Origin of the sequence: Streptomyces sp. So13.3 (assembly GCF_005860785.2) — a bacterium.
In the GTDB taxonomy this organism is placed as follows: Bacteria; Actinomycetota; Actinomycetes; order Streptomycetales; family Streptomycetaceae; genus Actinacidiphila; species Actinacidiphila fildesensis.
The window spans coordinates 1525499-1549873 of the sequence record NZ_CP048835.1 but is presented as its reverse complement, the minus strand read 5'-3'; the positions used below and the strand labels follow the sequence as shown (position 1 = coordinate 1549873).

General features: G+C 71.3%; 20 protein-coding genes and 1 pseudogene. 15 read left to right on the top strand and 6 right to left on the bottom strand.

Features of this window, described 5'->3' with window-relative positions; translation table 11 throughout:
• Positions 1–84: 84 nt before the first annotated feature.
• The 5 genes from C8250_RS07225 (at position 85) to C8250_RS07205 (ending at position 2289) form a co-directional block, all read left to right on the top strand.
• Complete coding sequence (locus C8250_RS07225; RefSeq protein WP_138356996.1) at positions 85–417, top strand: hypothetical protein; 333 nt, start codon at positions 85–87, stop codon at positions 415–417.
• Entirely contained in the window at positions 414–860 is a 447-nt protein-coding gene (locus tag C8250_RS07220) for a MerR family transcriptional regulator (RefSeq protein WP_138356997.1), read from the top strand. Before C8250_RS07225 ends, C8250_RS07220 begins: the two co-directional genes overlap by 4 nt.
• Positions 841–1155 (top strand): hypothetical protein, encoded by a 315-nt coding sequence (locus tag C8250_RS07215; RefSeq protein ID WP_138356998.1) that lies wholly within the window; start codon positions 841–843, stop codon positions 1153–1155. The genes C8250_RS07220 and C8250_RS07215 overlap by 20 nt, the downstream gene beginning before the upstream one ends.
• Positions 1156–1166: 11 nt before the next feature.
• The gene (locus C8250_RS07210; protein WP_138356999.1) at positions 1167–1502 is read left to right on the top strand and encodes a YnfA family protein; all 336 of its coding nucleotides are present in this window, start codon (positions 1167–1169) and stop codon (positions 1500–1502) included.
• Between the two features lie 121 nt (positions 1503–1623).
• Positions 1624–2289, top strand: a complete 666-nt coding sequence (locus C8250_RS07205) for a class I SAM-dependent methyltransferase (protein WP_138357000.1) — start codon at positions 1624–1626, stop codon at positions 2287–2289.
• A 242-nt stretch (positions 2290–2531) separates the two neighbouring features.
• Here the strand turns inward: C8250_RS07205 and merB are convergent, their stop codons facing one another.
• Positions 2532–3527 (bottom strand): organomercurial lyase, encoded by a 996-nt coding sequence (gene merB / locus C8250_RS07200; protein ID WP_232485636.1) that lies wholly within the window; start codon positions 3525–3527, stop codon positions 2532–2534.
• Between the two features lie 63 nt (positions 3528–3590).
• Here merB and C8250_RS07195 point away from each other — a divergent pair, with 63 nt between their 5' ends.
• Positions 3591–4004, top strand: coding sequence for a heavy metal-responsive transcriptional regulator (locus C8250_RS07195; protein ID WP_138357001.1), 414 nt, complete (start codon positions 3591–3593; stop codon positions 4002–4004).
• Positions 4005–4037: 33 nt separating this feature from the next.
• Here C8250_RS07195 and C8250_RS07190 read toward each other — a convergent pair whose 3' ends face one another.
• Positions 4038–7088 carry a Tn3 family transposase gene (locus C8250_RS07190; RefSeq protein WP_138357002.1) on the bottom strand — a complete coding sequence of 1017 codons (3051 nt, stop codon included), beginning with the start codon at positions 7086–7088 and terminating at the stop codon, positions 4038–4040.
• A gap of 362 nt (positions 7089–7450) precedes the next feature.
• On the opposite strand from C8250_RS07190, the gene C8250_RS07185 reads away from it, so the two are divergent.
• Genes C8250_RS07185 through C8250_RS07175 form a run of 3 tightly spaced genes read left to right on the top strand, consistent with a single transcriptional unit; the run spans position 7451 to position 10364 of the window.
• Positions 7451–8569 (top strand): site-specific integrase, encoded by a 1119-nt coding sequence (locus C8250_RS07185; RefSeq protein ID WP_138357003.1) that lies wholly within the window; start codon positions 7451–7453, stop codon positions 8567–8569.
• Complete coding sequence (locus C8250_RS07180) at positions 8569–8895, top strand: helix-turn-helix transcriptional regulator (RefSeq protein WP_138357004.1); 327 nt, start codon at positions 8569–8571, stop codon at positions 8893–8895. The genes C8250_RS07185 and C8250_RS07180 overlap by 1 nt, the downstream gene beginning before the upstream one ends.
• Positions 8896–8900: 5 nt before the next feature.
• Positions 8901–10364 (top strand): hypothetical protein, encoded by a 1464-nt coding sequence (locus tag C8250_RS07175; protein WP_138357005.1) that lies wholly within the window; start codon positions 8901–8903, stop codon positions 10362–10364.
• Positions 10365–10396: 32 nt separating this feature from the next.
• Here the strand turns inward: C8250_RS07175 and C8250_RS07170 are convergent, their stop codons facing one another.
• Entirely contained in the window at positions 10397–10624 is a 228-nt protein-coding gene (locus C8250_RS07170; protein ID WP_116154021.1) for a hypothetical protein, read from the bottom strand.
• A gap of 121 nt (positions 10625–10745) precedes the next feature.
• Complete coding sequence (locus C8250_RS07165) at positions 10746–11321, bottom strand: PadR family transcriptional regulator (RefSeq protein ID WP_138357006.1); 576 nt, start codon at positions 11319–11321, stop codon at positions 10746–10748.
• Positions 11322–11429: 108 nt separating this feature from the next.
• Here C8250_RS07165 and C8250_RS07160 point away from each other — a divergent pair, with 108 nt between their 5' ends.
• The gene (locus C8250_RS07160) at positions 11430–11867 is read left to right on the top strand and encodes a nuclear transport factor 2 family protein (RefSeq protein ID WP_138357007.1); all 438 of its coding nucleotides are present in this window, start codon (positions 11430–11432) and stop codon (positions 11865–11867) included.
• 26 nt (positions 11868–11893) lie between these two features.
• Here the strand turns inward: C8250_RS07160 and C8250_RS07155 are convergent, their stop codons facing one another.
• The gene (locus C8250_RS07155) at positions 11894–14806 is read right to left on the bottom strand and encodes a BTAD domain-containing putative transcriptional regulator (protein WP_244809005.1); all 2913 of its coding nucleotides are present in this window, start codon (positions 14804–14806) and stop codon (positions 11894–11896) included.
• 290 nt (positions 14807–15096) lie between these two features.
• Between C8250_RS07155 and C8250_RS07150 the strand changes: the two genes are divergently transcribed.
• Genes C8250_RS07150 through C8250_RS07140 form a run of 3 tightly spaced genes read left to right on the top strand, consistent with a single transcriptional unit; the run spans position 15097 to position 20302 of the window.
• Positions 15097–15912 (top strand): hypothetical protein, encoded by an 816-nt coding sequence (locus tag C8250_RS07150; protein ID WP_244809004.1) that lies wholly within the window; start codon positions 15097–15099, stop codon positions 15910–15912.
• 17 nt (positions 15913–15929) lie between these two features.
• On the top strand, positions 15930–18161 hold the full coding sequence (locus C8250_RS07145; RefSeq protein WP_138359447.1) for a serine/threonine-protein kinase: 2232 nt from the start codon (positions 15930–15932) through the stop codon (positions 18159–18161).
• Positions 18158–20302 (top strand): serine/threonine-protein kinase, encoded by a 2145-nt coding sequence (locus C8250_RS07140; RefSeq protein WP_138359445.1) that lies wholly within the window; start codon positions 18158–18160, stop codon positions 20300–20302. The genes C8250_RS07145 and C8250_RS07140 overlap by 4 nt, the downstream gene beginning before the upstream one ends.
• A gap of 42 nt (positions 20303–20344) precedes the next feature.
• Here the strand turns inward: C8250_RS07140 and C8250_RS07135 are convergent, their stop codons facing one another.
• Positions 20345–21763 carry a family 2B encapsulin nanocompartment shell protein gene (locus C8250_RS07135; protein WP_187144764.1) on the bottom strand — a complete coding sequence of 473 codons (1419 nt, stop codon included), beginning with the start codon at positions 21761–21763 and terminating at the stop codon, positions 20345–20347.
• Between the two features lie 529 nt (positions 21764–22292).
• Here C8250_RS07135 and C8250_RS07130 point away from each other — a divergent pair.
• Positions 22293–23336 (top strand): annotated as a pseudogene (locus C8250_RS07130) (family 2 encapsulin nanocompartment cargo protein terpene cyclase); the annotation flags it as partial.
• Between the two features lie 142 nt (positions 23337–23478).
• Entirely contained in the window at positions 23479–24345 is an 867-nt protein-coding gene (locus C8250_RS07125) for a geranyl diphosphate 2-C-methyltransferase (protein WP_138355513.1), read from the top strand.
• Positions 24346–24375: the final 30 nt, after the last annotated feature.

The window sequence follows — 24375 nt, the reverse complement described above, 5'->3', positions numbered from 1 at the left end:
CCCGCACTTGCAACCGGTACCGAGGTACAGGTTTACCGTCAGAGGTGTCCCCGCCCCGGGGACGTGACGACGGGAGTGAGAGCGATGAGCGATCTGGCGTGGGTGCCGCAGTCCTGCACGCTGCCCACCGAGGAGCAGCCCCTACGAGTCGCGGAGTGGGACGCGCTGTTCTCCGAGCGGCTGACCAAGGTGTCCAGGCCCCAGCCGCTGCGGCTGCGCCTTGACCTGGCCGCCGGGCCGGGCACCGAGGAGCGGATCCGGGACCTGGTGGCGCGCGAGAGCGGCTGCTGCTCGTTCTTCACCTTCACCACCATCCCCGGTGAGGACCTGATCGGCCTGGACATCGCGGTGGACGCGGAGCACGAGGCGGTCCTGGACGCCCTTGCCACGCGGACGGCCGACCGGGTGCAGGGGTGAGCGCGGGCCTGCGCAGCGGGCAGGTCGCCGAGGCGGCCGGGGTGAACATCCAGACCCTGCGCTACTACGAGCGGCGCGGCCTGCTGGCCGAGCCGGAACGCAGCAACGGCGGCCACCGCCTGTACGACGAGGACGCGGTGACCGCGCTGCGGGTGATCAAGGCCGCCCAGCGGCTCGGATTCACGCTGGAGGAGGTCGCCGAACTTCTGGAGGCCGGCAGCCACCGGCACGGCCGTCCCGTCGCGGGTCTCCAGGATCGGGCCGCGGCGAAGCTCGTCGAGGTCGACGCGAAGATCGCCGACCTGACGATCATCCGCACCGCCCTGGCCGCGGCCGTCGCGGCGGGCTGCGACGACCTGACCCTCTGCGCCTCCAGTGCCTGCTGCCCCATCCCCTTTACCGACCTCGCCGAGGAGAACCGCCATGCCGGACCCTGCTGCTGACCCCCGCCCCCACCGCACGCCGAAAGCACTCGGGGGCCTGGCCGCCCTGGCCTGTGTGGCGTGCTGCGCGCTGCCCGTCCTGATCGCGGCGGGCGTCGTCGGCGCCGGCGCCGGGGTGGTGGTGGGCTGGCTGCCCGCCCTTGCCGTGGTCCTGGCCGTGCTCGCCGCCGGAACCTGGTGGCTCTCCCAGCGTCGTGGTTCCTGCTCCTGCGCGCCTAAGACCGCAGGTGAGAGCGGATGCGGCTGCAAGTCGTCCAACGACCCGCTGAAGATCACGAGCGCGGGCCGCCAGTAGGGTCAGGCGGTATGACCATCGCTCGTTCCCTTGCCCTGTTCGCCGTCGCCGCCCTCTTCGAGATCGGCGGCGCCTGGCTGGTCTGGCAGGGCATCCGCGAGCACAAGGGCTGGGTCTGGATCGGTGCCGGCGTCATCGCGCTGGGCCTGTACGGGGTGGTGGCCACCTTCCAGTCCGACGACAACTTCGGGCGCATCCTTGCCGCGTACGGCGGGATCTTCGTGGCTGGGTCGATCGCCTGGGGCATGGTCGCCGACGGCTACCGTCCCGACCGCTTCGACGTCATTGGCGCCCTGGTGTGCCTCGCGGGCATGGCCGTGATCATGTACGCGCCGCGCAGCCACTGACTGCTGCGCGGGCTGCCCGTCACAGCCGCCGTTTACGGCGCCCCGCTGCGGCCTCATGCCGTGGATTTAGGCTGGCCCGGTGAGGTTCCGGTACCGGCCGGGCAGCGGGAAGGGCATTGACGTGACGGAGCACGAACGGGAGCTGGCCGAGGCCCAGCGGGAGCACTGGCAGCAGACGTATGGCGAGCACCCCGGCATGTACGGCGAACAGCCGTCCGAGCCGGCCGTCCACGCCGCCGATGTGCTCCGTACGGCCGGGGCGAGCGACGTGCTGGAGCTGGGGGCCGGGCACGGCCGCGACGCCCTCTACTTCGCCCGTGAGGGCTTCACCGTCCAGGCCACCGACTTCAGCCCGACCGGCCTGGACCAGCTGCGGGACGCCGCCCGTTCCCAGGGCGTCTCGGAGCGGGTGACGACCGCGGTGCACGACGTGCGCGAGTCGCTGCCGCTGCCGGACTCCTCGGTCGACGCGGTGTTCGCGCACATGCTGCTGTGTATGGCCCTGTCCACCAAGGAACTCCACGCCCTGGTCGCTGAGGTGCGCCGGGTGCTGCGGCCCGGCGGGGTGTTCGTCTACACCGTGCGGCACACCGGCGACGCCCACTACGGCGCGGGCGCCGGACACGGTGACGACATCTGGGAGCACGGCGGCTTCGCGGTGCACTTCTTCCCCCGCGACCTGGTCGACGCCCTCGCCGACGGCTGGCAGTTGGGGGAGGTGCACGCCTTCGAGGAGGGCGGCCTGCCCCGGCGGCTGTGGCGCGTCACCCAGACCCTGCCGCGGTGATGGCCGCCCCGGTACCGGCTCCCGGCATCACCGTCGACGGCACCGGCCTGCTGTGCGTCACCCTTCTGCTGCGGCTGCGCAAGCGGATCGACGGCGCTGAGCCGGGCACGCTTGTGCACGTCATCGCCACCGACCCGGCCGCGCCGCTGGACCTGCGGCCTGGTGCCACATGGTCGGGCACGAGTACCTCGGCCCGGTGCCCGGCGGCGGCCCTGCGCTGTACGCGCTCCGGCTCAGCGCCGTCAGGACGGCAGCAGCGGCCCGAAGGTCTGCCGTCCGATGTCTTCGGCCTCGTCCTGGGCGACGATGTGGCCGGGCACGTCCGGGTGCTCCTTCGCCCAGGTCCGGGCGGAGGCTTCGCCGGCGAAGAAGTTCAGGGCGTCGCAGCACAGGGCGGCGGCGGGCCCGGAGCCGTCACGGCGGCCGATGAACACCACGGCCCCGCGCGGCTCCCACTGCGTTGCCCCGTTCACTGAGGTGACGGTGACCGGGGCGCCGGTCACCGGGTCCTGCGAGGAGATCACCGTGTCCCGGCCGAGCATCGCGGCGATGCCGAGGGCGTCGACCGCGCACATCGACCACACCTCGGTACCGCCGGCGATCCGGACCCGGTGCGGGGTGGGTACGGCGGAGAACGGATAGGCGGCCCGGATCTGCCCGGCCTCCTCCAGGGTCAGGAAGTCCTCCCGGGCCAGCTCCGCCAGCACGTCCTGCGCGGTGCGTCCGGCGGTGGACGCGACCGGCTCCAGATCGGCGGCCGCGGGCGGGCGGCCGGTGTCGGCGAAGTGCCGCAGCACGGCCTGGTGGACGGCCCGCAGCCCGCCTTCAGCCGGGGCCAGGCGACCGCGGCCGCCCCGTCCGATCACGTCGAGCACGTCCGCGTCGCAGCAGTCCTCGCTCGCGGTCCCGACGGCAGAGGCCGCGCCGGCCAGTGCCTGGCGCAGTTCCTCCACGCTGGGCGCCCCGTCCGCCGCGCCGTCGGCGTCCCGGTAGATCCGGCACGACACGCTCGGCACCGCGCCCGCCGGCGCGAAGGGGTCGACGCCGTCGATGAGGACGGTCGGGGAGCCGGTCATGCCCCAGCGGGCCGCGTCGTCTTGCTCGCGGACCTCGACCCGTTCCACCTTCGCGTCCCGCCCGGACAGCGCGGCGGTGATCCGCTCCTCGATGACCGGCCCGTTCGGGCAGTCCGGAACCGTCAGCACCGTGATCTGCATGGTGGTGTCCTCCCAGTTCATAGCCTGTGTGGCTGACCGTAGACCTTCCAGTGCGCTGGAAGGTCAAGGGATTAGCCTTCAGGCATGCGCATCGGGGACCTCGCCAGGGCAAGCGGACTGACCACCAAGACCATCCGCTACTACGAGCAGGCCGGCCTGATGCCCGCTCCGCCCCGCACACCGGGCGGCTACCGCGACTACCCCGCCGAGGCCGTCACCCGCCTCACGTTCATCCGCGACGCCCAGGGCGCCGGGCTCACGCTCGCCGAGATCCGCTCGGTCCTGTCCCTGCGCGACAGCGGACAGGCCCCCTGCGGCCGGGTCACGGAGCTCATCGACCAGCACCTGAGTGAGATCGAACGCCGCCTCGTCGAGCTTCGGGCGACCCGCGAGGCCCTGCGCGGCCTCGCCCGCCGAGCGGCCCGGACCGACCCCGGCACCTGTAGCCAGGGTGACATCTGCACCATCCTCACCCCGGCCGCCGAACCCCGGCCCTGACCCCTGGCCGGGGCGCGCCCGCCACCCGGTCTCCTACTCCTCCATGACGTCCGGGTCGCGCAACGGCCGCAGGCCCCCGGGCAGGTCGGGCAGGGAGAAGGAGTAGCGGCCCAGCATGTTGATGTGGTGGCGGACGAAGGGCGAGAGGCGGGCGACGTCCTCGTCGCGGACGTCGAAGCCGTCGTTGCGGAGCTGGGTGACGGCGGCGTCCATGTATCGGGTGTTGAACAGCACCAGGGCGTTGAGGACGAGTCCCAGCGCGCCGATCTGGTCCTCCATGCCGTCCTGGTAGCGCTGGTAGAGCTGCCCGGCCTTGCCGTGAAAGATCTTCCGGGCGAGCGCGTGGCGGCCCTCCTGGAGGTTGGCCTGCACCTTGATCTTCCGCCGGTAGGCCGGCTCATCGGCCAGCCGCAGGATGTGCAGGGTCTTGGCGATCCGCCCGTAGTGCGCGATCGCGTCGCCCAGCGGGGTCGGCCGGCCGTCTCGCGACAGCATCCGGATCACGTCGTAGGCCCGTACCGCCCCGGTATGGATGGAGCCGATGATCCGCAGGATGTCCTCCCAATGCCGCTCGACGCGGATCAGATCGACCCGGCCGCGGGCCGCGTCCTGGAACGCGCCGTAGTCGGCCGCGCGGTCGATGCGCCACATCTTCTGGTCCGGCAGGTCCGCCAACTGCGGCGCGTAGGTGAACCCCGCCAAGGTCAGCAGGCCAAAGACAATGTCGGAGTACGAAGCGGTATCGGTAACGATCATGTCGGGACGCTTGCCGCCGTCACGGTCGTAGAGCACGTCCAGCACATACAGCGAGTCACGCGGAGTGCCGGCCACCACCTTCCCGCCCAGACCCGCCGCCTGGTCATTGATCATGTTGAGCCAGGTGGCACCGCCCCGCCGCCCGAAGAATTTTGGGTTCGGGCGGGCGTAGACCGACGGCACCGGCACCACGAACCGCATCCCGTCGACCGAGGCGACCAGACCGCCACCCCACGCCCCGGCAAGACCGATCGCGGCCTGGGCCTGAATCAAGGTGGCGTTGGCGGCCCGGTACGTCGCCAGCCGCAGATACGTCTGGTCAACGTGGGACAGCCGCCCGTACTTCAACGCGTCGATGCCGCTGATCACGGGTGTGTAGCCGACGTTGCAGCCGTGCGCGACCAGCAGCCCGGCGATCGTCACGGGCAGGTCCTTCAGCCGGGCCTCGCCGCCGGTGACCGAGGTGAACGCCTGGTCGGCGCCGGTCCAGGAGAACACCTCCAGCAGCACCTCCGGCAGGTCCACGCGGGGCAGCATCGCGTTCACTGCCGCCCGCAGATCGCGCAGGGAAGCCGGTTCGGGCTCCGGCTCCAGCGCGGCGAAGTGCAGGCGGCCGTCGTCGTCGAAGGAGATCTGCGCGTTGTCCGGCAGGCGCCCGGCCACCTCCCGGTAGGTGCCGTCCAGCAGCGCGGCCCGCACCGCCAGGTGCTCCCCCGCCCCCGCCGGCAGGCCCAAAGACGCCAGGACGGTGGGCTTGGCCTGCTCCCATGCCTCACCGGCCAGCAGCTTCGCCCGCGGGTCACCCCACTTGGCGGAGTTCTTCGCGAAGATCTCCCGCCGCCGCAGCATCCGGTGGAACTGCTCCAGCACGCAGAACACGTACCCCTTCCAGTCCACACACCCCGGCTCCAGGCCCGGCGCGGCCAGCACCAGACGCCGCCACGACCCGGCCAGCAGCTCGGTGTCGATCTCGGCCGGGCCAACCTTCTTACGGCCCATCAACTCCGGCAGCGCCTTCAGCGCGGCCAGCACCGGGGCGCCCTCCGGGGTCGCTCCGAAGTCGACCACCTTCACCAGAAGCTTCAGGAATGGCCGCACCGTGCCGAACCGGGTGACCAGCATCGCCCGCCACGCCTGGTCCGCATCGGAGTCCAACGGGGGCGTCAGCTCGAACAGCGCGGCGATCGCGGCGGCCAGCTCGCTGCGCGGCACCACCGCCTCGATCTGCTCCCACATCGCCGCCAGCGTCTCCACCTTCGGCGCCTTGATCTCCCCGGTGTCGGTGTCGACCTGCTCGGAGGTGGTGTCGAAGACGACCTGGAACGCGGTCGCCAGCTTCGCCCCGGCCCGCTCGACCTTCGGCAGGGTCTTCATCTTCTCCTTGGCTGTCTCCCGCTCGGCCTTGGCCAGCAGCTTCGTGGCGATCAGCACCTCCAGCAGGTCCAGGGCGTCATCGACTGCCCTCGTCGTCAGGTGCACCGCGGTGGCCAGCAGCGTTGCCAGGCGTCGCGCGTCGTTGTGTCGCTTGAGCAGCGTGGCCTTGCCGTCCACGCCGTACCGCGACAGTTCCGCCAGTCGGCGTGGCGGTATCCCCGACACGTCCAGCACGCCCATGCCCAGGTCGGCAATCTCCTCCGCCCGGTCCAAGGACCACTTCATCTGCGGGCCCGACACCCGCACCGGCCCGCGCCGCAGCCGGTCCAGCTCCGAGACCCGCGAACCGGCAGGAACTGTCAGGAGCGAGTCCAGCACCGCCCGCTGGCCGGTGGTCAGCAGCCCGTAGAGCGTGTCCCACAGCCGCTGGTTCGCCGTCTCCCGGACATTGCCCACCAGCCGTGACAAGCGGCTCGCCCCGGGAAGGAGCACCCTGCGCTCGCGCAACCACCCGGCCGCTGCGTCGAACAACGCCTTCGGCCCGTCCCCGGTCGTCCAGGCCCGCGCGTCCAGCCACTTACTCAGCTCCGCTGAGACCTCGGCGAAGTCACGCCAGCCCCCGGCCTCCTGGATCTCCCCGGCATGGCTGCGGGCCGTCCCGTCCCGCTCGCCGTACTCCTTCAGGCACGACGAATCCGCGATCTCCAACTGCTCGGCCAGGTACTCGGCCACCTCCGCCGGCACCTGCCGCGGGTCCGGCAGGAACCGGCCCAAGTACCGCACGCTCGTGAGCTGGACCGCGTACCCGAGCCGATTGTGCGCACGCCGCTTGGCCTGCACCGCCTCCCGGTCCGCGTCGTCCAAGAAGAAGTACCGCTCCAACTCCGAACGGGACGGTACCCCGACAAACGCCCCGTACCCAGCCTGCTCACCCGACAGAAACTCGACCGCCACAACAACTCTCCGAAGATCGACAACAGCGACCCACGAAGGCTCCGGCAAGCAATCATCCCAGGTCAAAAGGCCAATCGGCTCGGAGATGGCTTAGCGCACGATCTGACATGGATGTTCCTACCGACGCCAATTGCAGCTGATGCGAACTGGCGACTCCGGACCTGGACCGCTGCCTCGCGATCCCGGGTCCGGGCGCTGACCTTGGCCGGACGATGGGCCGGGAGCCTCTGTCGGACCGTACCGGACCGGGCCGTCGCTGGCCGTCGTCTTCACTCCTTCGAGGGACTGATCTGGGAAAACGCTCTCCAGTCGCATCAGATGCGAGATTCTCGCGTCGAATGCGATGGACGGAGAGTGATCGGATGGGTGGGGACACCCTGGTGCCGGGGTCGGCACGGCTGCACCTGGTCGACGGCCTGCCGCTGTTGCGCCCGGAGGAGCAGGTCTTCGAGGCGATGCTGGCTGGCTGGCGCAACCAGCAGTTGGCCAGGAACCTGTCGTTCGGCTACGTCAGCGACCAGGAGCGGACGGTGCGCGCGTTCGCCCGGCACGCGGATGGGCTGCCGTGGGAGTGGGCGCCCCAGCACGTCGAGGAATGGTCGGTGGACCTCCGCTCGGTGCGGGGCTGCGCGCGCTCAACGGTGCGCAACTACCAGGGCGCGGTACGGCAGTTCTGCGACTTCGTGACTAGCCCGGCGTACAGCTGGGCGGAGGAGTGCCTGCTGCGCTTCGGGACCCACCCGGTCCAGGTGGTCCACGACTGGAACGCGGCGGTCCACGCCGACGAAGGCGAGGGTGAGCCGGAGCGCCGCGCCTTCACCCGGCCAGAGCTGGAGGCGTTCTTCGAGTACGCCGACGAGCAGGTGGTGCGCGTCCGGGGCAAGGGCCGCAAGGGCTGGCTGCCGGCGTTCCGGGACGCGGCGCTGTTCAAGACGGCCTACGGCTACGGCCTGCGCCGCAACGAAACCCGCATGCTCGACGAGGTCGACTTCGGCCCCAACCCGCACGGCCGGGAGTTCGGTGACTACGGCACCTTGATGGTGCGCCACGGGAAGGCAAAGAAGGGCTCACCGCCCAAGCGCCGCAGCGTGCTGACCGTCTGGCAGTGGACGCCGGTCGTCATCGAGGAGTGGGTCACCGAGGTTCGGCCCGGCATGCGGCACGCCCACGGACCTGCGCTGTGGCCCTCCGAGCGGGGGCTGCGGATCGGGCTCCAGCGGCTGGACTCCCGCTTCGCCGCCTACCGTGACGCGCTCGGCCTGAACCCGGCGCTGGAGTTCCACTCGCTGCGCAGGTCGTACATCACCCACTTGATCGAAGACGGCTACGATCCGCTGTTCGTCCAGCAGCAGGTCGGCCATGAGTACGCCTCCACCACCGCGATCTACACCTGTGTCTCCTCCGACTTCCGCACCCGCACCCTGCGCCGGGCCCTGGACGCCACCGTTGAGGCCGCGATGCGGCCGGGAAGGACTTCGTAATGCCCCGCCAGATCACCTACCGCTGGCGCCTGCGCGAGCTGATGGCCGCCCGCGGCATGTTCACCGTCCCCGAACTCATGCCGCACCTGGCCGAACGCGGGATCACCCTGTCCGCCTCCCAGATCCACCGCCTCGTCTCCGGCACCCCCGAGCGGCTATCCCTGCCGGTGCTCGCCGCGCTCTGCGACATCCTCGACTGCACCGCCAGCGACCTGATCCCCACCTCCGCCGAGAACGTCCGCCTCCGCCGCACTGCCGGACAGGACGCACCGATCAACCTCGCCGCCCGCCGACCGACACGGGTCCGGCTCACCGACGAGGGGTGACCGGCATGACGCCCGAACAGTACGAACGCTGGCACCTGCGCGACTGCGCCCGCTGCGGTCGACGGGCAGCGAAGTCCGCTAACTGGTCCGACGGACCGATCTGCCGCACCTGCCTGGAGCGGGCCATGCACGTCCGGGGCCGTTGCCCCGGATGCTCCACCGACCGGCTTCTGCCCGGTCGCAACGATCAGGGCCAGCCGCTCTGCCGGGGCTGCGCCGGCATCACCCGCGACTTCTTCTGCAACCGCTGCGACTTCGAGGGCCTCCTCCTGGGTGGCCGGCTCTGCGAACGCTGCACCCTCTCCAGCCGGCTCACCGGCATCTTGGACGACGGCACCGGCCACCCCGACCCGCGCCTGCTCCCGCTGCACGACCTGCTGGTCGGGATGGACCGGCCCAAGGGCCGCCTCGTCTGGCTGAACAACCCGCAGGTCCCCGCGCTGCTGCGGGACCTCGCCACCGGCAACATCGCACTCACTCACGAGGCGATCCAGCAGGTGCCGAACTGGCGGACCGCCGCCTACCTGCGCGACCTGCTCATGGAATGCGGCGTTCTAGCCCGGCAGGACCGCCGGCTCCTGCTCTTCCAACGCTGGCTGGCTGAGCGCCTCTCGGCGACCACGGACCCCGAACACGAGCATCTCCTGAGGCACTTCGCCCACTGGCACCAGCTCCGCAAGCTGCGGTCCAAGGCCGACGCCGGCCCGCTGAGCGTCAGCACCGTCAGCGAACACCGTCAGCAGACCACCCAGGCCGACGCCTTCCTCACCTGGCTCGCCCGCCGGGACCGCACGCTGGCGACGGCAACCCAAGCCGATCTCGACGCCTGGCACAGCGAGAACTACGCCACCCGCCGCGCGGCGCAACCCTTCCTGCGTTGGTGCATGGACACGCGCCGCATGCCGCGGCTGGCCATCCCCTACCGTGCGACGACCAACCCACAACCCATGGGCCAGCAACAGCGGTTGGCCGCCCTGCGCCGCGTCCTCGGCAGCGATGCCGCGCCGCTGAGAATCCGGGTCGCGGCCAGTCTTGTCCTGCTGTTCGCCCAGCCCCTGACCCGCATCGTCCGCCTGACGACCGATGACATCCTGGACGACGGCCAGCAGGTCCACCTCCGGCTCGGGGACCCGCCCTCGCCCCTGCCCGAGCCGGTCGCCGATCTCGTTCGGGCCTACCTCCACTCGCTCCCGGGCCGCACGTCCGCGGTGAATCTCTCCACCCACTGGCTCTTCCCCGGCCGCCGCCCGGGCCAGCCAATGAACCCGGCCAGCTTGCTCGGCCCCCTGCGTGACCTCGGTGTCCCTGCCCAACGAGCCCGCACCTCCGCCATCCGGCACCTCGTCCTCCAGGCCCCGGCGCCCGTCATCGCCAAGGCCCTCGGCTACCACGACAAGACGGCCACCAGGCTCGTCACCGAGGCCGGCGGCACCTGGAGCCGATACGCCCCCGGTGACCACACGCGGTGAGCCGTCCGTCGTGTCCCGGCAGACCACTCTCGTCACTCGGGCAGCGAAAAGCCCAGCTCGCGCAGGCGCGGCAGGCAGGCTTCGAGACACTGCTCCACTGAGGCTGCATCGGTTCGTACGAGGATGTCGTCACGCAAAGGGGCACCGCTGGCCACGAATGTCCAGGGCTTGCGCCGCTCTGCCATCCGCTCGGCGTCAGCCTTGAACAGCACTGTGATGCCCTGCTCAGCCAGTGCTTCCATGATCGCCACAACGTCCACCGGTGATCTCCCCTTCGAACACGTCACCGGTGAACCTACCTGTCCAGGGCGAGACCACGAACACCGACCTCACCACCCAGAGTGACCAGCCAAAGCCATGCCCGGTGGAATACGCGGCACCTCAACATGCGCGCCTACCAGTCTCAAGCCCCCTATCCCGCAGCACGGCTGCGATCCGCAGGCACCAGTCCCGGTGGTCCTGCTCGAAGGCCAGGCCGCGCAGGCAGGTCAGATAGGGCCCGATCCGCTCGCCGTGGCGCAGGAACTCCTCCTCGTCGGCGTCGCCGCGCAGCTGGTGCAGCAGTTTGCCGAGGAGCTCGATCTTGGCCTCGGCCGCGGCGGCGCGCTCCTGGAGCTGTTCGAGCACGGGCGCGGTGCCGACGCGGTCGACGGCCTGGACCTTGACGAGGAGGTCGTCGCGGATCACCGAGGGCTTGGACGGGGCCGCGGCGAAGGCCTCCAGTTCGGCGAGGCCGGCGTCGGTGACGTGGAACATGCGCTTGTTGGGCCGGGACTCCTGGACCACCTGCCGGCCCGCGACCAGTCCTTCCTTCTCCAGCTTCGTCAGCTCGGCGTAGAGCTGCTGGGGCAGGGCGTGCCAGAAGTTCCCGACGCCGATGTCGAACGCCTTCGCCAGCTGGTATCCGCTGTACTCGCCGTCCAGCAGCGCCGCCAGCACGGCATGTCGCAAAGCCATCGAAGCCGCCCTTCCCTTTCTCCGTCCGGCACCGCATTCTACCCAAGAACATGATTAGTCATATCCTTGAGTATCCGAGCTCGGGGCACCTGCGTATCTGGAGGGGTCATGGAGACTGCCGAACGCTTCCGTACCGCCGTGGAGAAGCGCGATCTCGCCGCACTGGACGACCTGTTCACCGACGACATCCGCTTCTACAGCCCGGTGAAGTTCACGCCCTTCGAGGGCAAGGCCATGGTGTTGGGGCTCTTCGGCGTGCTGCTGCGCACCTTCGAGGACTTCCGCTACGTCGGACGGTTCGACGGCACGGCCGAGACCAGTACCGACGGCGCAGAGGCCCCGTCGGAGATCCTCGTCTTCCGGGCCACCGTGGACGGCAAGGAGATCCACGGCATCGACATGCTCCAGTTCGACGAGGCCGGCCGGGTCAAGGAGTTCACGGTGATGGTCCGTCCCCAGTCCGCCGTACAGGCCCTGGGCCAGGCGGTCCTCGCCGGCCTGGTCGCCGACGGCCTGGTCCCCGGGGGCGCCGCCCCGACCTCCTGACGCCCGGCCCCCTGACGCCCCGCCGTTCAGCAGTCCCGCAGGCCGGCCAGGGCCATGCCGTGTTCCCGGGGGTGGTCCATGGCCCCGGCCAGGGCGAGGGCGGTCCGGAACTGCTGCTCCGCCTCGGTGCGGCGGCCCGCTGCCGCGTAGGTGCTCCCGAGGCGGCTGCGGACCTCCATCTCCAGCGCCGTGCTGGTGTGCTCGTTGAGGGTGGAGAGGGCTTCGTGGTGGAGGGCGACGGCCGAGGGCAGATCGCCCTCGCCGTGCTCCGCGGCGCCGAGCCGCGACAGGCTCACCGCGCGCAGCGGCAGGTCCCCGACCTCCCGGGCCAGTTCGGCCGCCCGCCGGAGCAGGCCTCTGGCCTCCGCGTGCCGTCCGAGGTCGAGATGGACCTCGGCGGCATGACACAGGGTCTTGCTGATCATCCTGGGCCGGTCGATCTTCTCGGCGAACGCGAGGGAGGTGGCGAAGTACGCGAGCGCGTCCTCGTAGCGCCCCTGATGGTGGTGGATGGCGCCGAGGTTGCAGGTCGACATCCCGCCCAGCCAGTCGTCGTCGAGCCGGGCCGCCAGCTCCACCACCTCACTCAGGTGGGCGACCGCCTCCCCGGTGCGGTCCAGCGACCGCTCCGAGGCGCCCATCCCGGCCAGCGCCCGCGCCTGTTCCCGCAGATCGCCCAGGCGGCGGGCGATGCGCAGTGCGTCGGTGAACCAGGCGTGCGCCTGCCGGAACCGCCCCTGGTAGATGTCGACGATGCCCATACAGCTCCGCAGGGAGGAGGGCATCCGCCGGTCATCGGCCGTGTCCGCGCAGGTCAGCGCGAGTTCCAGGGCCGACCGGCACTCGTGGTAGCGCCCCTGGCGGACCAGATGGTCGACCAGGCCCTCGGCGATCCAGCAGGCGTGGTCGGCCTCCCCGGCGGTCACCGCGCAGGCCACCACATCGACCAGTTGGCAGGCCGCGGCGTCCAACCAGGCAGCGGCGGCCTGCCAGTCGGCGAACGGCGAGCCGGTGACGTCCGGTCCCGTCGGGAAGCCCTCGGGGCCCCAGTCGCTGGCGATCCGGCCGGCGGCCGTGTAGAGGTGCAGCACGGCGGAGCGGGCGGCCGCGGACTCCTCGGGCTCCGCGGCGGCGAGCCGCAGCGTGTGGTCCCGCACCAGGTCGTGCAGCCGGTAGCGGCCCGGCCGCGGCTGCTGCAGCAGACTCGCGTCGACCAGTTGCTCCAGGACGTCCTCGGCGTCCTCGCGGGAGCAGCCCAGCATGACGGCCGGGGTGAGCGCGTCGAACCCGGCCGTCGGCGACAGTCCCAGCGCGCGGAAACCGCGCTGCAGCCCGGGCGCGAGCTGGTCGTAGGACATCCGGAAGGCCGCCTCCACGCTGCGGTCCTCGGCCCGCAGTTCACCGAGGCGGCGCTCGTCGTCCGACAGCCGGTCCACCAGGTGGGCCAGCGTCCAGGACCGGCGGTTCTGCAGCCGGGCCCCGGTGATCCGCAGCGCCAGCGGCAGACCGCCGCAGCGCCGGGCGAGTTCCCGCGCGGCCTCCGGCTCCCGGTCCGCGCGCGCCTCACCGAGGAGGTGCCGGAGCAGCGCGACCCCCTCGCCCGTGCCGAGCGGCTCCACGGTGAGCCGCAGGTCGGCGTCGAGCCCGGACAGCCGCTGCCGGCCCACCACCAGCACCCTGCTGCCCGGCCCGGCGGGCAGCAGCGGGCGCACCAGCTCGGCGCTGGGAGCGTCGTCCACGACCAGCAGCAGCCGCAGCGAACTCGTCGCCGCACGCCAGGCCGTCACCAGCTCGTCCAGCTCGTCCGGCAGTTCACCGTCGGCGCTCCCGACCGCGCGCAGCAGCCGGTGCAGCGTCCGCTGCGGTCCTGTGCTCTCCTGGCCGGTGCCGTACGCGTGCAGGTCCACGAACAGGCAGCCGTCCGGGTACTGGTCGCGGAGCGTCCAGGCGGCGCGGACCACCAGCGCGGTCTTGCCGACACCCGCCGTGCCGTCCACGGCCGCCACGGACACGGCCCCGGCGGACGCGGGCGCGGTGAGCAGGGCGAGTTCGGCCTCGCGGCCGACCAGGCAGGCGGTGTCCCCGGGCAGTTCGTTCCGCTGCGGCGCGGGGCGCGCGGGCGCCGACCCGGCCGCGCGCTGCCGCACCACCCGGCCGAGCAGCAGCCCGTCGTCCCGGCGCAGGACGCCCTGGTGCACCCGACGCAGTTCCTCGCCGGGCTCCACCCCCAGCTCGTCGAGGAGCCGGTCCCGTGTCTCCCCGTAGACGGCCAGCGCCTCGACCTGCCGGTCGCTGCCGTACAGCGCGCGCATCCGCAGCGCGGCGAGCGGTTCGTCGTACGGCCGGGCCGCGGCCGGCACCACGAGGCCGTCCAGGGCGTCCGTGTACCGGCCGAGCAGCACCAGACACTCCAGCCGCTCCCGTTCGAGCGTGCGCCGGTGCTGCGCCAGCCGCTGCCGTTCGGCGTCCGCGAACGGCCCCAGCAGACCGGTCAGCGGCTCGCCGCGGAACAACCCGAGAGCCAGGGCGAAGTTGTCGAGGGCGGCCGCGGGATCGCCGGCGGCCTGCGCGCGCCGGGCGCCGCCGGCCCGCTCGGCCAGTTCGTCGACGTCCCTCCGTGCCCCGCCGGCCACGAAGCGGTAGCCGCCGCGCTCGCTGCGGATCAACGACTCGGCAGGACCGGCATCCCGCGTGTCCAGCAGCTTCCGCAGCGGATAGACGTAACTCGGCAGGACCCGATGGCCCGTTCCCGGAGGATCGGCCCCCCAGACGTCGTCGAGCAGCTGCTGGTGGGTGACGAGGGTGCCCGGCCGCAGGACCAGCGCGGCCAGCACTTCCTGCCGCCGTACCGGACCGAGTTCGAGCGGTGCGTCGCCCCTGGTGGCTCTGACCGGCCCGAGCAGGTCGATCTGTAGCCACCCCGTTGAATCTGCGCCCACCCCGTAGTCCTCCGCGTCCCCCGATTCAGCAAGATTTCATCAGCATTGCAGCGCCTCGCGGAAGACTTTGGCAAGTGCGTGGGGTACCGGTGCGCCTTCGTCCCGGACCCGGCCCACGGGACTGGCCTGCGCCGTTCCCTATGCCGAGAACCGGACGGAAAGCGAACTGCCCCGTGAGTGAGACCCCGCAGAACCCCATGGACCCCCGGCAGGGCCCTTACCGGACCGACCCCACCCAGCCGCTCGGGCAGGGGACGCCGGCAGGGCAGGGGATGCCGGGAGGGCAGGGGATGCCGGGGGGGGCCGGGCTGGGGACCGGCGGCGCAGCCCCCGGGCAGCTGCCGCCGCCGGTCCCGGCCCAGCCGCCGGGCGCGCCCTCGGCCTGGTCGCAGCACCTCCCGCCGACCCCGCCGCAGTACGGACCGCCGAACGGGGGGCGGCCGGGCGGGAGTGGGAAGCCCTGGCTGATCGGCGGCGCCGTGCTCGTCGTGGCCGCGATCGTCGGCGTGATCATCGCCACATCCGGGGGCGATGACAAGAACGCCGCGTCGGGGAGTCCGTCCGGTGCCCCGGGCGGCGGCAAGCTTCCGTCGCAGGCCCCGGCGGGACGGACGTTCACCCACGTCCCCGATGGGTGCCGGCTGATCAAGGAGGCCACCATCGCGAGCATCGCGCCCGGAACCGAGTGCAAGCCGTCGCAGTTCGACAACACGACCATGGCAGCGATGATCACCAAGATGCCGAGCTGGGACACTCCCTCCGGTTCCGGCGGCCGGCTGCTGCATCTGCGGGTGCACCTCACGGTCAGCCCCGGAGCGAAGGGCATGTACGACATGGACAAGTCGACCGCTCTCAACGCCCTGAAGGACATGCGCACGACCACCGATTCCCGGTCGCTCACCGGTCTCGGCGAAGAGGCCTACGTCGTCCACGCCGTCGACAAGGACATGGGGGGCCTGGCAGAGGCAACGGTGATCGTCCACGAGGGCAACGCCGCGTTCTCCGTGAGTTTCGGCTATGACACCTCGGACTCCGGCCCACGCCAGCAACAGTCCGAGGACGCCGCCGTCGCCGCCGCCCGCGACGTACTCGGCTCCCTCAGCTGACCCGCCGTCACGACACCGTGCAGACACCGGCGTACGGCGCCAACGACCCCACCGCCCCGCGACAGCGCACCACCATCCAGGAACAGGGGCAGGAACAGCGGCAACCGCAGTCGCAGAGCCCAGGCCGGATCGGCCCCTACGAGGTCCTCCAACTCCTGGGCGAGGGCGGTATGGGCAGGGTCTTCCTGGCCAGGTCGCCGGGATCGCGGCTGGTCGCGCTGAAGGTGATCCGGCCCGAGTACACCGAGGCGCCGGACTTCCGCGGGCGCTTCCGGCGCGAGGCCGACGCCGCCCGGAAGGTGAGCGGGTTCTTCACCCCGCCGGTGCTCGACGCCGACGCGGGCGCCGAGCAGCCGTGGCTGGCCACCGCCTACATCCCCGCGCCGTCCCTGCACGACGCCGTGGCGCGCTTCGGCCCGCTGCCCGAGCCGGCCCTGCGGACCCTCGGCGCCGGACTCGCCGAGGCGCTGCTGACGATCCACGCCGCCGGCATCGTCCACCGCGACCTCAAACCGGGGAACGTGCTCCTGGCCCACGACGGGCCCCGTGTCATCGACTTCGGGATCAGCCGGGTGGCGGAGGCGACCCAGGTGACCCGGACGAACGCTGTGATGGGAACGCCCGGATTCATGGCTCCGGAGCAGATCGCGTCGAGCCGCGAGACCGGACCGGCGGCCGATGTCTTCTCCCTCGGCTGCGTCCTGGCGTTCGCGGCCACCGGCGGGGGTCCCTTCGGCACCGGGAGCACGCCCGGGATCCTCTACCGGGCCGTCCACGCCCCGGCGCGACTGGACGGGGTACCCGACGCTCTGCGTCCCCTGGTCGCGGCCTGTCTGGACAAGGAGCCCGCCCGCAGGCCGTCCGTCACCGCGCTGCTGACCGCACTGGGTCCGGTCGAACCCTCCTCACTGCTCACCCCGGGCCTGCTGGCGGACATCGCCGCACGGGAAGCGAGCGCCGCCGCCCTGCTGGCCGTGCCTCCGATCCCCGTCGGCCCGCCGGACACGGCGGCCCCGGGCGGGCCGAGCCGCCGCCGCTTCCTGTGGATCGCCGCCGGCGGCACCGCCGTGGCCGCCGCGAGCGCCACGGCCCTGATCGACCGGAGGTCGAAGCCCGGCCGCTCCCCGGGCGGCGCCCCCGGCAGCGCGGGCACCACGATCCGGCCCGGCGCCAAGGTGGCGGCGGGACCGAAGCCGCAGTGGTCGATGCCGCTGCAGCAACTGCAGGCCGGCGCGCACCTGGAGCTCCTCGGGGGCACCCTCGTGCACTGGGACAAGACCACCGCGACCGGCTACGACTCCGCGACCGGACAGAAGCGCTGGACGGCCGACCCCCGGGTGCCGTCCGACGTCTCCGGCAAGCTCGAGTGGCTCGGCGTGCGGGGATCGACGCTGTTCGCCTCGGCCTGGGGCGGCGAGCGCGGCCATCTGCTCGGCGTGGACGGCGGCGGCACCCTGCGGTTCACCCACGCGGTCACCGGGCCGGAGGACGGGGACTCCTACGCCGACTCCATTCACGACGTCTTCTTCGTCGCCCGCTCGGTCGCCCTGATCGGAACCAGCGGCGACAGGGCCTACCAGGTGCGCGCCGTGGACCTCGTCACCGGGAAGCTGCTGTGGTCCCACAAGGTGAAGGGCAGCGACTTCCACGCCTACTCCGACGGGGTCGGCTGCTTTCTGCACGACGGCAGTGACGTCCACGGAGTGGATCTGCGGAGCGGCGCGGTGCGGTGGACGGTCCGTGACGTCGTCAGGCCCGGCGACTACCCGGGCCTGGCCAGCGACGGTAAGGCACTGCTCCTCACCAGCGTCAAGGTGCAGGCGTTCCGCGCTTCGGACGGCCACCGCCTGTGGACCGCAGTCAACTCGACGACCACGCTCAACCCCACCACGGTCCTGGGACAGCGGGCCTACGTGGTCGCCGAGGGCCAGGGCACCGTCTTCGCCCTCGACACGGGCAGCGGCGACCAGGTGTGGCACACCGCGAGTCCGCTGACCCTCGACCCGCAGAACTCGCTGAACCCGGGCCCCGCCGTCTCCACGTCCCTGGTGGCGGTCCCGCTGTTCGCCGCAGGCGACACCCCGGGCTTCCTCGTCCTGCGCGCCTCCGACGGCAAGCTGCTCTGGGCGCACCAGCCCTCCGGCGCCGAATCCGCGAGCAAGAACGCGTGGTTGCTGCAGGCCGTCGGCAGCACCGTCTACGCCGCGTCCGACACCACCCTCTACGCGTTCCGGAGCGACACCTCATGACCAGCCCGATGGCCACGCCGGCCACCCCGGCCCCCGGCTCCGCCCCGCACATCGGGCCGTACCGGGTGATCCGGGAACTCGGCGCGGGCGGCATGGGCCGGGTGTACCTGGCCGCCTCGCGCAGCGGGCGCGCCGTCGCCGTCAAGGTCGTCCGTCCCGAGCTGACCTCCGATCCCGGCTTCCGGCGGCGCTTCACGGCAGAGGTGGACGCCGCCCGCGCGGTCGGCGGCGCCTTCACCGCGCCCGTCGTCGACGCCGACCCCGAAGGACCGCAGCCCTGGCTGGCCACCGAGTACATCCCCGGCCCCTCGCTCAGCGAAGCGATCCAGGCCCATGGGCCCATGCCGGAAGCCACCCTGCGCGTGCTCGGCGCCGGGCTGGCCGAGGCGCTGGCCGCCATCCACCGCGTGGGGCTGATCCACCGCGACCTCAAGCCGTCCAACATCCTGCTGGCCCGCGACGGGCCCCGGGTCATCGACTTCGGCATCAGCCGGGCCGTCGACGGGACCGTGCTCACCGCGGACGGCCAGATCATCGGGTCGCCCGGCTACATGTCGCCGGAGCAGTCGACGGGAGCCGAACTCACGCCCGCCAGCGATGTGTTCTCGCTCGGCAGCGTGCTGGCCTTCGCCGGTACCGGAGCCCCGCCCTTCGGTACCGGCGCGGCGCACGCGCTGCTCTACCGCACATCCCACGAGGAACCACGGCTGGAGGGCGTGCCCTACGCACTGCTCGGCATCCTCACCGCCTGCCTCGACAAGGACCCGGCCCGGCGCCCACCCGTCGGGCAACTGCAGGTGTGGCTGCGTACGGTGACCACCGCGGGCTGGCTCGGCGCGGTCGAGCTGCAGGTGAACGCGTCGGAGCGGTACCTCCACGAAGCGGTGAGGGCGCCCCTGTTCAGCAGGCGCCGGCTGCTGGCCGGCGGCGGGGTGCTCGCCGTGGCCGCGGCCGCCGGAGGCACCGCGCTGCTGCTCCGCTCAGGCGGCCGGGGCGCGACCGCCACTCCCGAACTGTCCTGGAGCGCGGACCTCCCGCAGCCCGACATGGCCCTGCGGGCGGTCACGCCGTCCGCGCTGCTCTGCGCCGGGAAGACCTCGGGCGCCTGCTACGACCGGAGCACCGGCAACGCGCTCTGGAAGGACCTGAGCGGCCAGAACACGGCCGCCATCGCGGACGACAGACACGTCTACACGGTACGGACCGACGGAAAGATCCACGCGCTCGACGTCCGGTCCGGGAAACAGCTGTGGGAACGGCCCGCGACCGCGACCGGCGCACCGCACCTGGAGTTCGCCAATGGTTCGCTGCTCGTGGCCATGGTCGACAGCGGGCACTTCCAGGGCCTCGACGCGTCGACCGGCGCCGAGCGGTGGAAGTCGCCGGAAGGTGACGGCATCGCGGTCACCGGCACCACCCGGGCGGGCGGCCTGGTCCTCTGGGGCAGCACCTCGCAGACGTCCACGACCGCGAGTCTCCGCGGATACACCACCGTCGCTCCGGACACAGGCGCCCGGCTGTGGGCGAAGGACCTCGTCGCCCTCTACCCGCCGTCCGAGGGCGATGTGCTCTACGCCCTCGACGGCGCCATGAACCTGCTCGCCCTCAAGCCCGCCGACGGCGCCACCCTCTGGAGCCGCGCCACCAGCCTGCCGCCCACGAACAGCCAAATCCTCGCCTATGACGGGTCCTTGGAGCTGCACCAGGGAACTCTGTACTGCTACCCGGGCACCGATGCCTCGGGAGCGGTCAGCGGACTGCTCGCGGCCTTCGACCCGTCGACGGGAAAGACCCTGTGGAGTGTGCAGACGGCCGCCCGCGGAAACCGGGGCTACGACCGGTCCGGCGCGACCGTCTGCTACCTCGACTCGACCCTGCACGCCGTCGACGCGCTGACCGGAGCACCCCGCTGGACCGCGGGCTCCGGCCTCGGCACACTCCAGTTCCTGGGCTCCGCACGCGGCCTCTTCCTCGCCGCGGCACCGGGAGGCCTCTACGGTTTCCACGCCGGCACCGGAAAACAGGTCTGGCACTACCCGGTCAGCGGCGGATCCGGCTACTGGGCGGCGTTCCCCGTCGACGACCACCTCTACGTGAGCAGCTCAGGCAAACTCCTCTGCTTCTCGGTACCGGAGGCGTGACCGGGCCCGTGTGACGGGCGGGCCCGGCCACCGGGACAGTCCTCAGCGCCAGTTGGCGATGTTGACGTTCTCCAGGATGCCGAGGGCGTCGGGGACGAGTACCGCGGCGGAGTAGTAGGTGCTGACGAGGTAGCTGATGATGGCCTTCTCGCTCAGCCCCATGAACCGCACATTGAGTCCGGGTTCGTACTCGTCGGGGATGCCGGTCTGGCGCAGGCCGATGACGCCCTGGTTGTCCTCCCCGGTACGCACCGCGATGATCGAGCTGGTGCGGGCCTCACTGATCGGGATCTTTCCGCAGCTGAGGATGGGCACGCCGCGCCAGGCGAGCACGCTGCTGCCGTCGACTTCGGCGTTGCCGGGGTAGAGGCCTTTGCGGGTCCATTCGCGGCCGATGGCGGCGATGGTGCGGGGGTGGGCGAGCAGGAAGCGGGTGCCGCGGCGGCGGCTGATGAGTTCGTCGAGGTCGTCGGGGAGCGGGGGGCCGGCGTGCGGCTGGATCCGCTGGTCGTAGTCGGCCGCGTGCAGCAGTCCGAACTCGCGGTTGTTGATGAGTTCGTGTTCCTGGCGTTCGCGCAGGGCTTCGATGGTGAGTTTGAGCTGCTGCTCGATCTGGTTCATCGGTTCGTTGTAGAGGTCCGCGACGCGGCTGTGGACGCGCAGTACGGTCTGGGCGACGCTCAGCTCGTATTCGCGGGGTGCGACTTCGTAGTCGACGAACGTGCTCGGCAGGTCCGCTTCGCCCTTGTGTCCGGAGGCCAGTTCGATGGCGGCCTCGCCGCGCTTGTTGACGCGTTGGCGGGGGATGGCGCGGTAGGCCTCGATGTGGGCGCGCAGGGCGGGGGACTGGTCGGCGAGGGTCTGGAAGTCCTGTCGGGACAGTGCCAGCACGGTGGTGGTGGTCGCGGCGCGGGCGGTGAAGTCCCAGGGTGTTTCCGGGTCGAGCAGGCCCTGTTCGCCGAAGTGGGCGCCGTCGGCGAGGACGCCGAGACGATTCTGCTCGCCGAATTCGCCCTCGCTGAGCTTTTCGACCTTGCCGTGGGCGAGGAGGAACAGGGTGTCGACGGGCTGGCCGGCTTCGGCCAGGAGCTCGCCGGGGGCGAACTCGCGCTGGGTGAAGCGGTCGGCGAGCGCGGTGAGGACCGCGGTGTCCTCGAAGGAGCGCAGCAGGGCGAGTTCGCCGAGTTCGGCGGGGACGACCCGTACTTGTGATCCGGTTTTGACGAAGGTCACCTTGCCGTCGCCGACGGAGTAGGTCAGCCGGCGGTTGACCCGGTAGGTGCCGGCCGTGACTTCTACCCAGGGCAGCATGCGCAGCAGCCAGCGGGAGGAGATTCCCGCCATCTGAGGTGCGGACTTGGTGGTGGTCGCCAGATTCCGGGCAGCAGCCGTATCAAGGCTCGTATGGGAAGGGCTGTTTCCCTGAGCGGGCGCGGATTCCGGACGGGCTTCGATCGACATGGATGGAGTCCTTTGCCGTGGCGTTCTTTTATGTCCGTGGATTGCTTTTCCACACGAAGTACGGCGTCAGTTCCTGAATGCGTATGCCATGGTGACTCGGAGGAATTCCTGTCGCCGGGGCCGGCGGCCGACCTGGTGCCGTCTTCGGCCCAACTCTCTTGATTGCAGGGGAACTCGCCGGTTGAAGTATTGCTGATCTTCCTCCGCCGCGCTATCACTCGATCGAGTGAGTGTCAGATGCAGCCATGACGGTAATGATTCAGCCCAGGCGCTGCGCCCACATGGCTCAGAATCAACTTATTCATTGGGTTACCGCGAAGGATTCCGGCGTGGCGCGTGAACGGCATCGAACCTATCGCCACGTCAGGCAGGGAGAGCCACGCAATGACCACCACCGGCCGGGGTCAGCCCCCGGCCGAAGCGCTGGAACGAGTCCTCGCCGGGCCGACCGGTCTGGGAAGCGCCGCCAGCCGCTTCGCACGTCCGCCCCACCCCCCGGCCCGCCCGGCACAGCCACCGGCAACGGCGCCAACCCCACCCGGCACCGGCGACGGCACAGCCACCCGCACTGGCCCCGGCCCCAACGCCTACGTCGGCACCTGCACCTGCGCGGATCGAGGGCCTGCACTGCCCGCCCGCGGTCCGCGACGACCGAACGCTCGCCGACCTGATCAATGAGCAACTTCTCCAATGGGCCGACGACGTGGACCTGTTCCGGTCCCCGGACCTGCGCGCCGGTCTGCTGAAGTTCGACCCGGGCCGTTCCGTCGTGCTGTGCCACCCCGACGCCCCCACCACCGGCCACCTTCTGACCGCCGCCAAGCTCCTGGCCGGCGAGAACGCGGTGGACGACTACTTCTGCGAACCCGAGTTGGGCGGCACACCCGACGGTCTCGGCGCCCGTCTCGCGGTCGCCCAGTCCGCGATCGACCCCAGCCACATGCCCGCCCCCTACGACGCCGACTGGCGGGCGGCCCTGGCCGCGCATCCGGCGCTGCGCGCCATGCACTCGGCCATGGAGTCCTTCACCCAGCTCGCCACCCCCGCACAGTCCCACCGGTACCGCCATGAGATCGCCAGCCTGTACCTCGGCTACGAGGCCGAAGCCGCCTGCGTCCAGGAGGAACGCACCCCCCGGGTATGGGAGTACCTGGTGCAGCGCCAGCTCAACTCCTTCCGCCCGTGCCTGGCGATCACGGACGCGATCGGCGGTTACGAACTGCCCGCGGAGCTGTTCGCCCTGCCGTCCGTGCAGCGCGCGACCGCGCTCGCCTCCACCGCGTCCACGGTCCTCAACGACCTGTACTCCCTGCGCAAGGAACAGGCGTCGGGCCGCTTCCACTACAGCCTGCCGACCGTCATCGCGGAGGAGGAGGACTGCGCGATCGAGGACGCCTTCACGAAGGCCATCGAAGTGCACAACGAGCTGGTGCGCGCGTTCGAGACCGAGGCCGCCGCGCTCACGGCTCATCCGGTCGCCGCCCGGTACGTGGCCGGGCTCTCGAACTGGATGGGCGGCAACCACGAATGGCACGCCGGCCACGTCGGCGGCCGGTATGCCACCTCGCCCTGAGAGCGGAACCCGCCCCGACGAACGACGCCGCACTCCCGCATGCGTCCTGCCCAGCCTGCCCGGCCCCTGAGCCGAGCCGCTGAGCCCAGACCTTGAGCTCAGCCCCTGAAGTGACCTGACGATCAAAGGAGCAAGCCCGCACATGACCATCGACCACATCACCGCCCCCGCCCCTCTCCTCAACACCAGCCCTTACCAGCGGTCCGTCGCCGCCTACTGGAACGCTGAGAAGAACCCGGTCAACCTGCGCCTGGGCGACGTGGACGGCATCTATCACCACCACTACGGGATCGGTGACGTCGACTGGTCGGTCCTCGACGCGTCGGAGGACATGCGCGAGAACCTGGTCACCAAGGAACTCCACCGACTGGAGTGCAACCAGACCGAGTTCCTGCTCGACCAGTTCGGCGCGATCGGTCCCGAGGACCGGCTGCTGGACGCCGGATCGGGCCGCGGCGGGGGCAGCATCGTGGCGAACCAGCGGTTCGGGTGCTCCGTCGACGGGGTGTCCATCTCCCAGTCCCAGGTCGACTTCGCCAACGACCAGGCCGTCAAGCGGGGTGTGGACGACAAGGTGCGGTTCCACCTCAAGAACATGCTGAGCACCGGCTTCGACTCGGGTACCTTCCGCGGGATCTGGAACAACGAGAGCACCATGTACGTCGATCTGGCGCAGCTGTTCGCCGAGCACTCCCGGCTGCTGGCACGCGGCGGGCGGTACGTCACCATCACCGGCTGCTACAACGACACCTATGGACTGCCCTCCCGGGCGGTGAGTCAGATCAACGCGCACTACATCTGCGACATCCACCCCCGCAGCACGTACTTCAAGGAGATGGCGGCCAACCGCCTCGTCCCGATCAGCGTCGTGGACCTCACCTCCGCGACGATCCCGTACTGGGAGCTGCGCGCCAAGTCGTCGCTGGTCACCGGCATCGAGGACCCGTTCCTCACCGCCTACAAGGACGGCAGTTTCCAGTACCTCCTCATCGCCGCCGACCGCGTCTGATCACTCAGGCCCTCACTGCCCCTCTGCCGG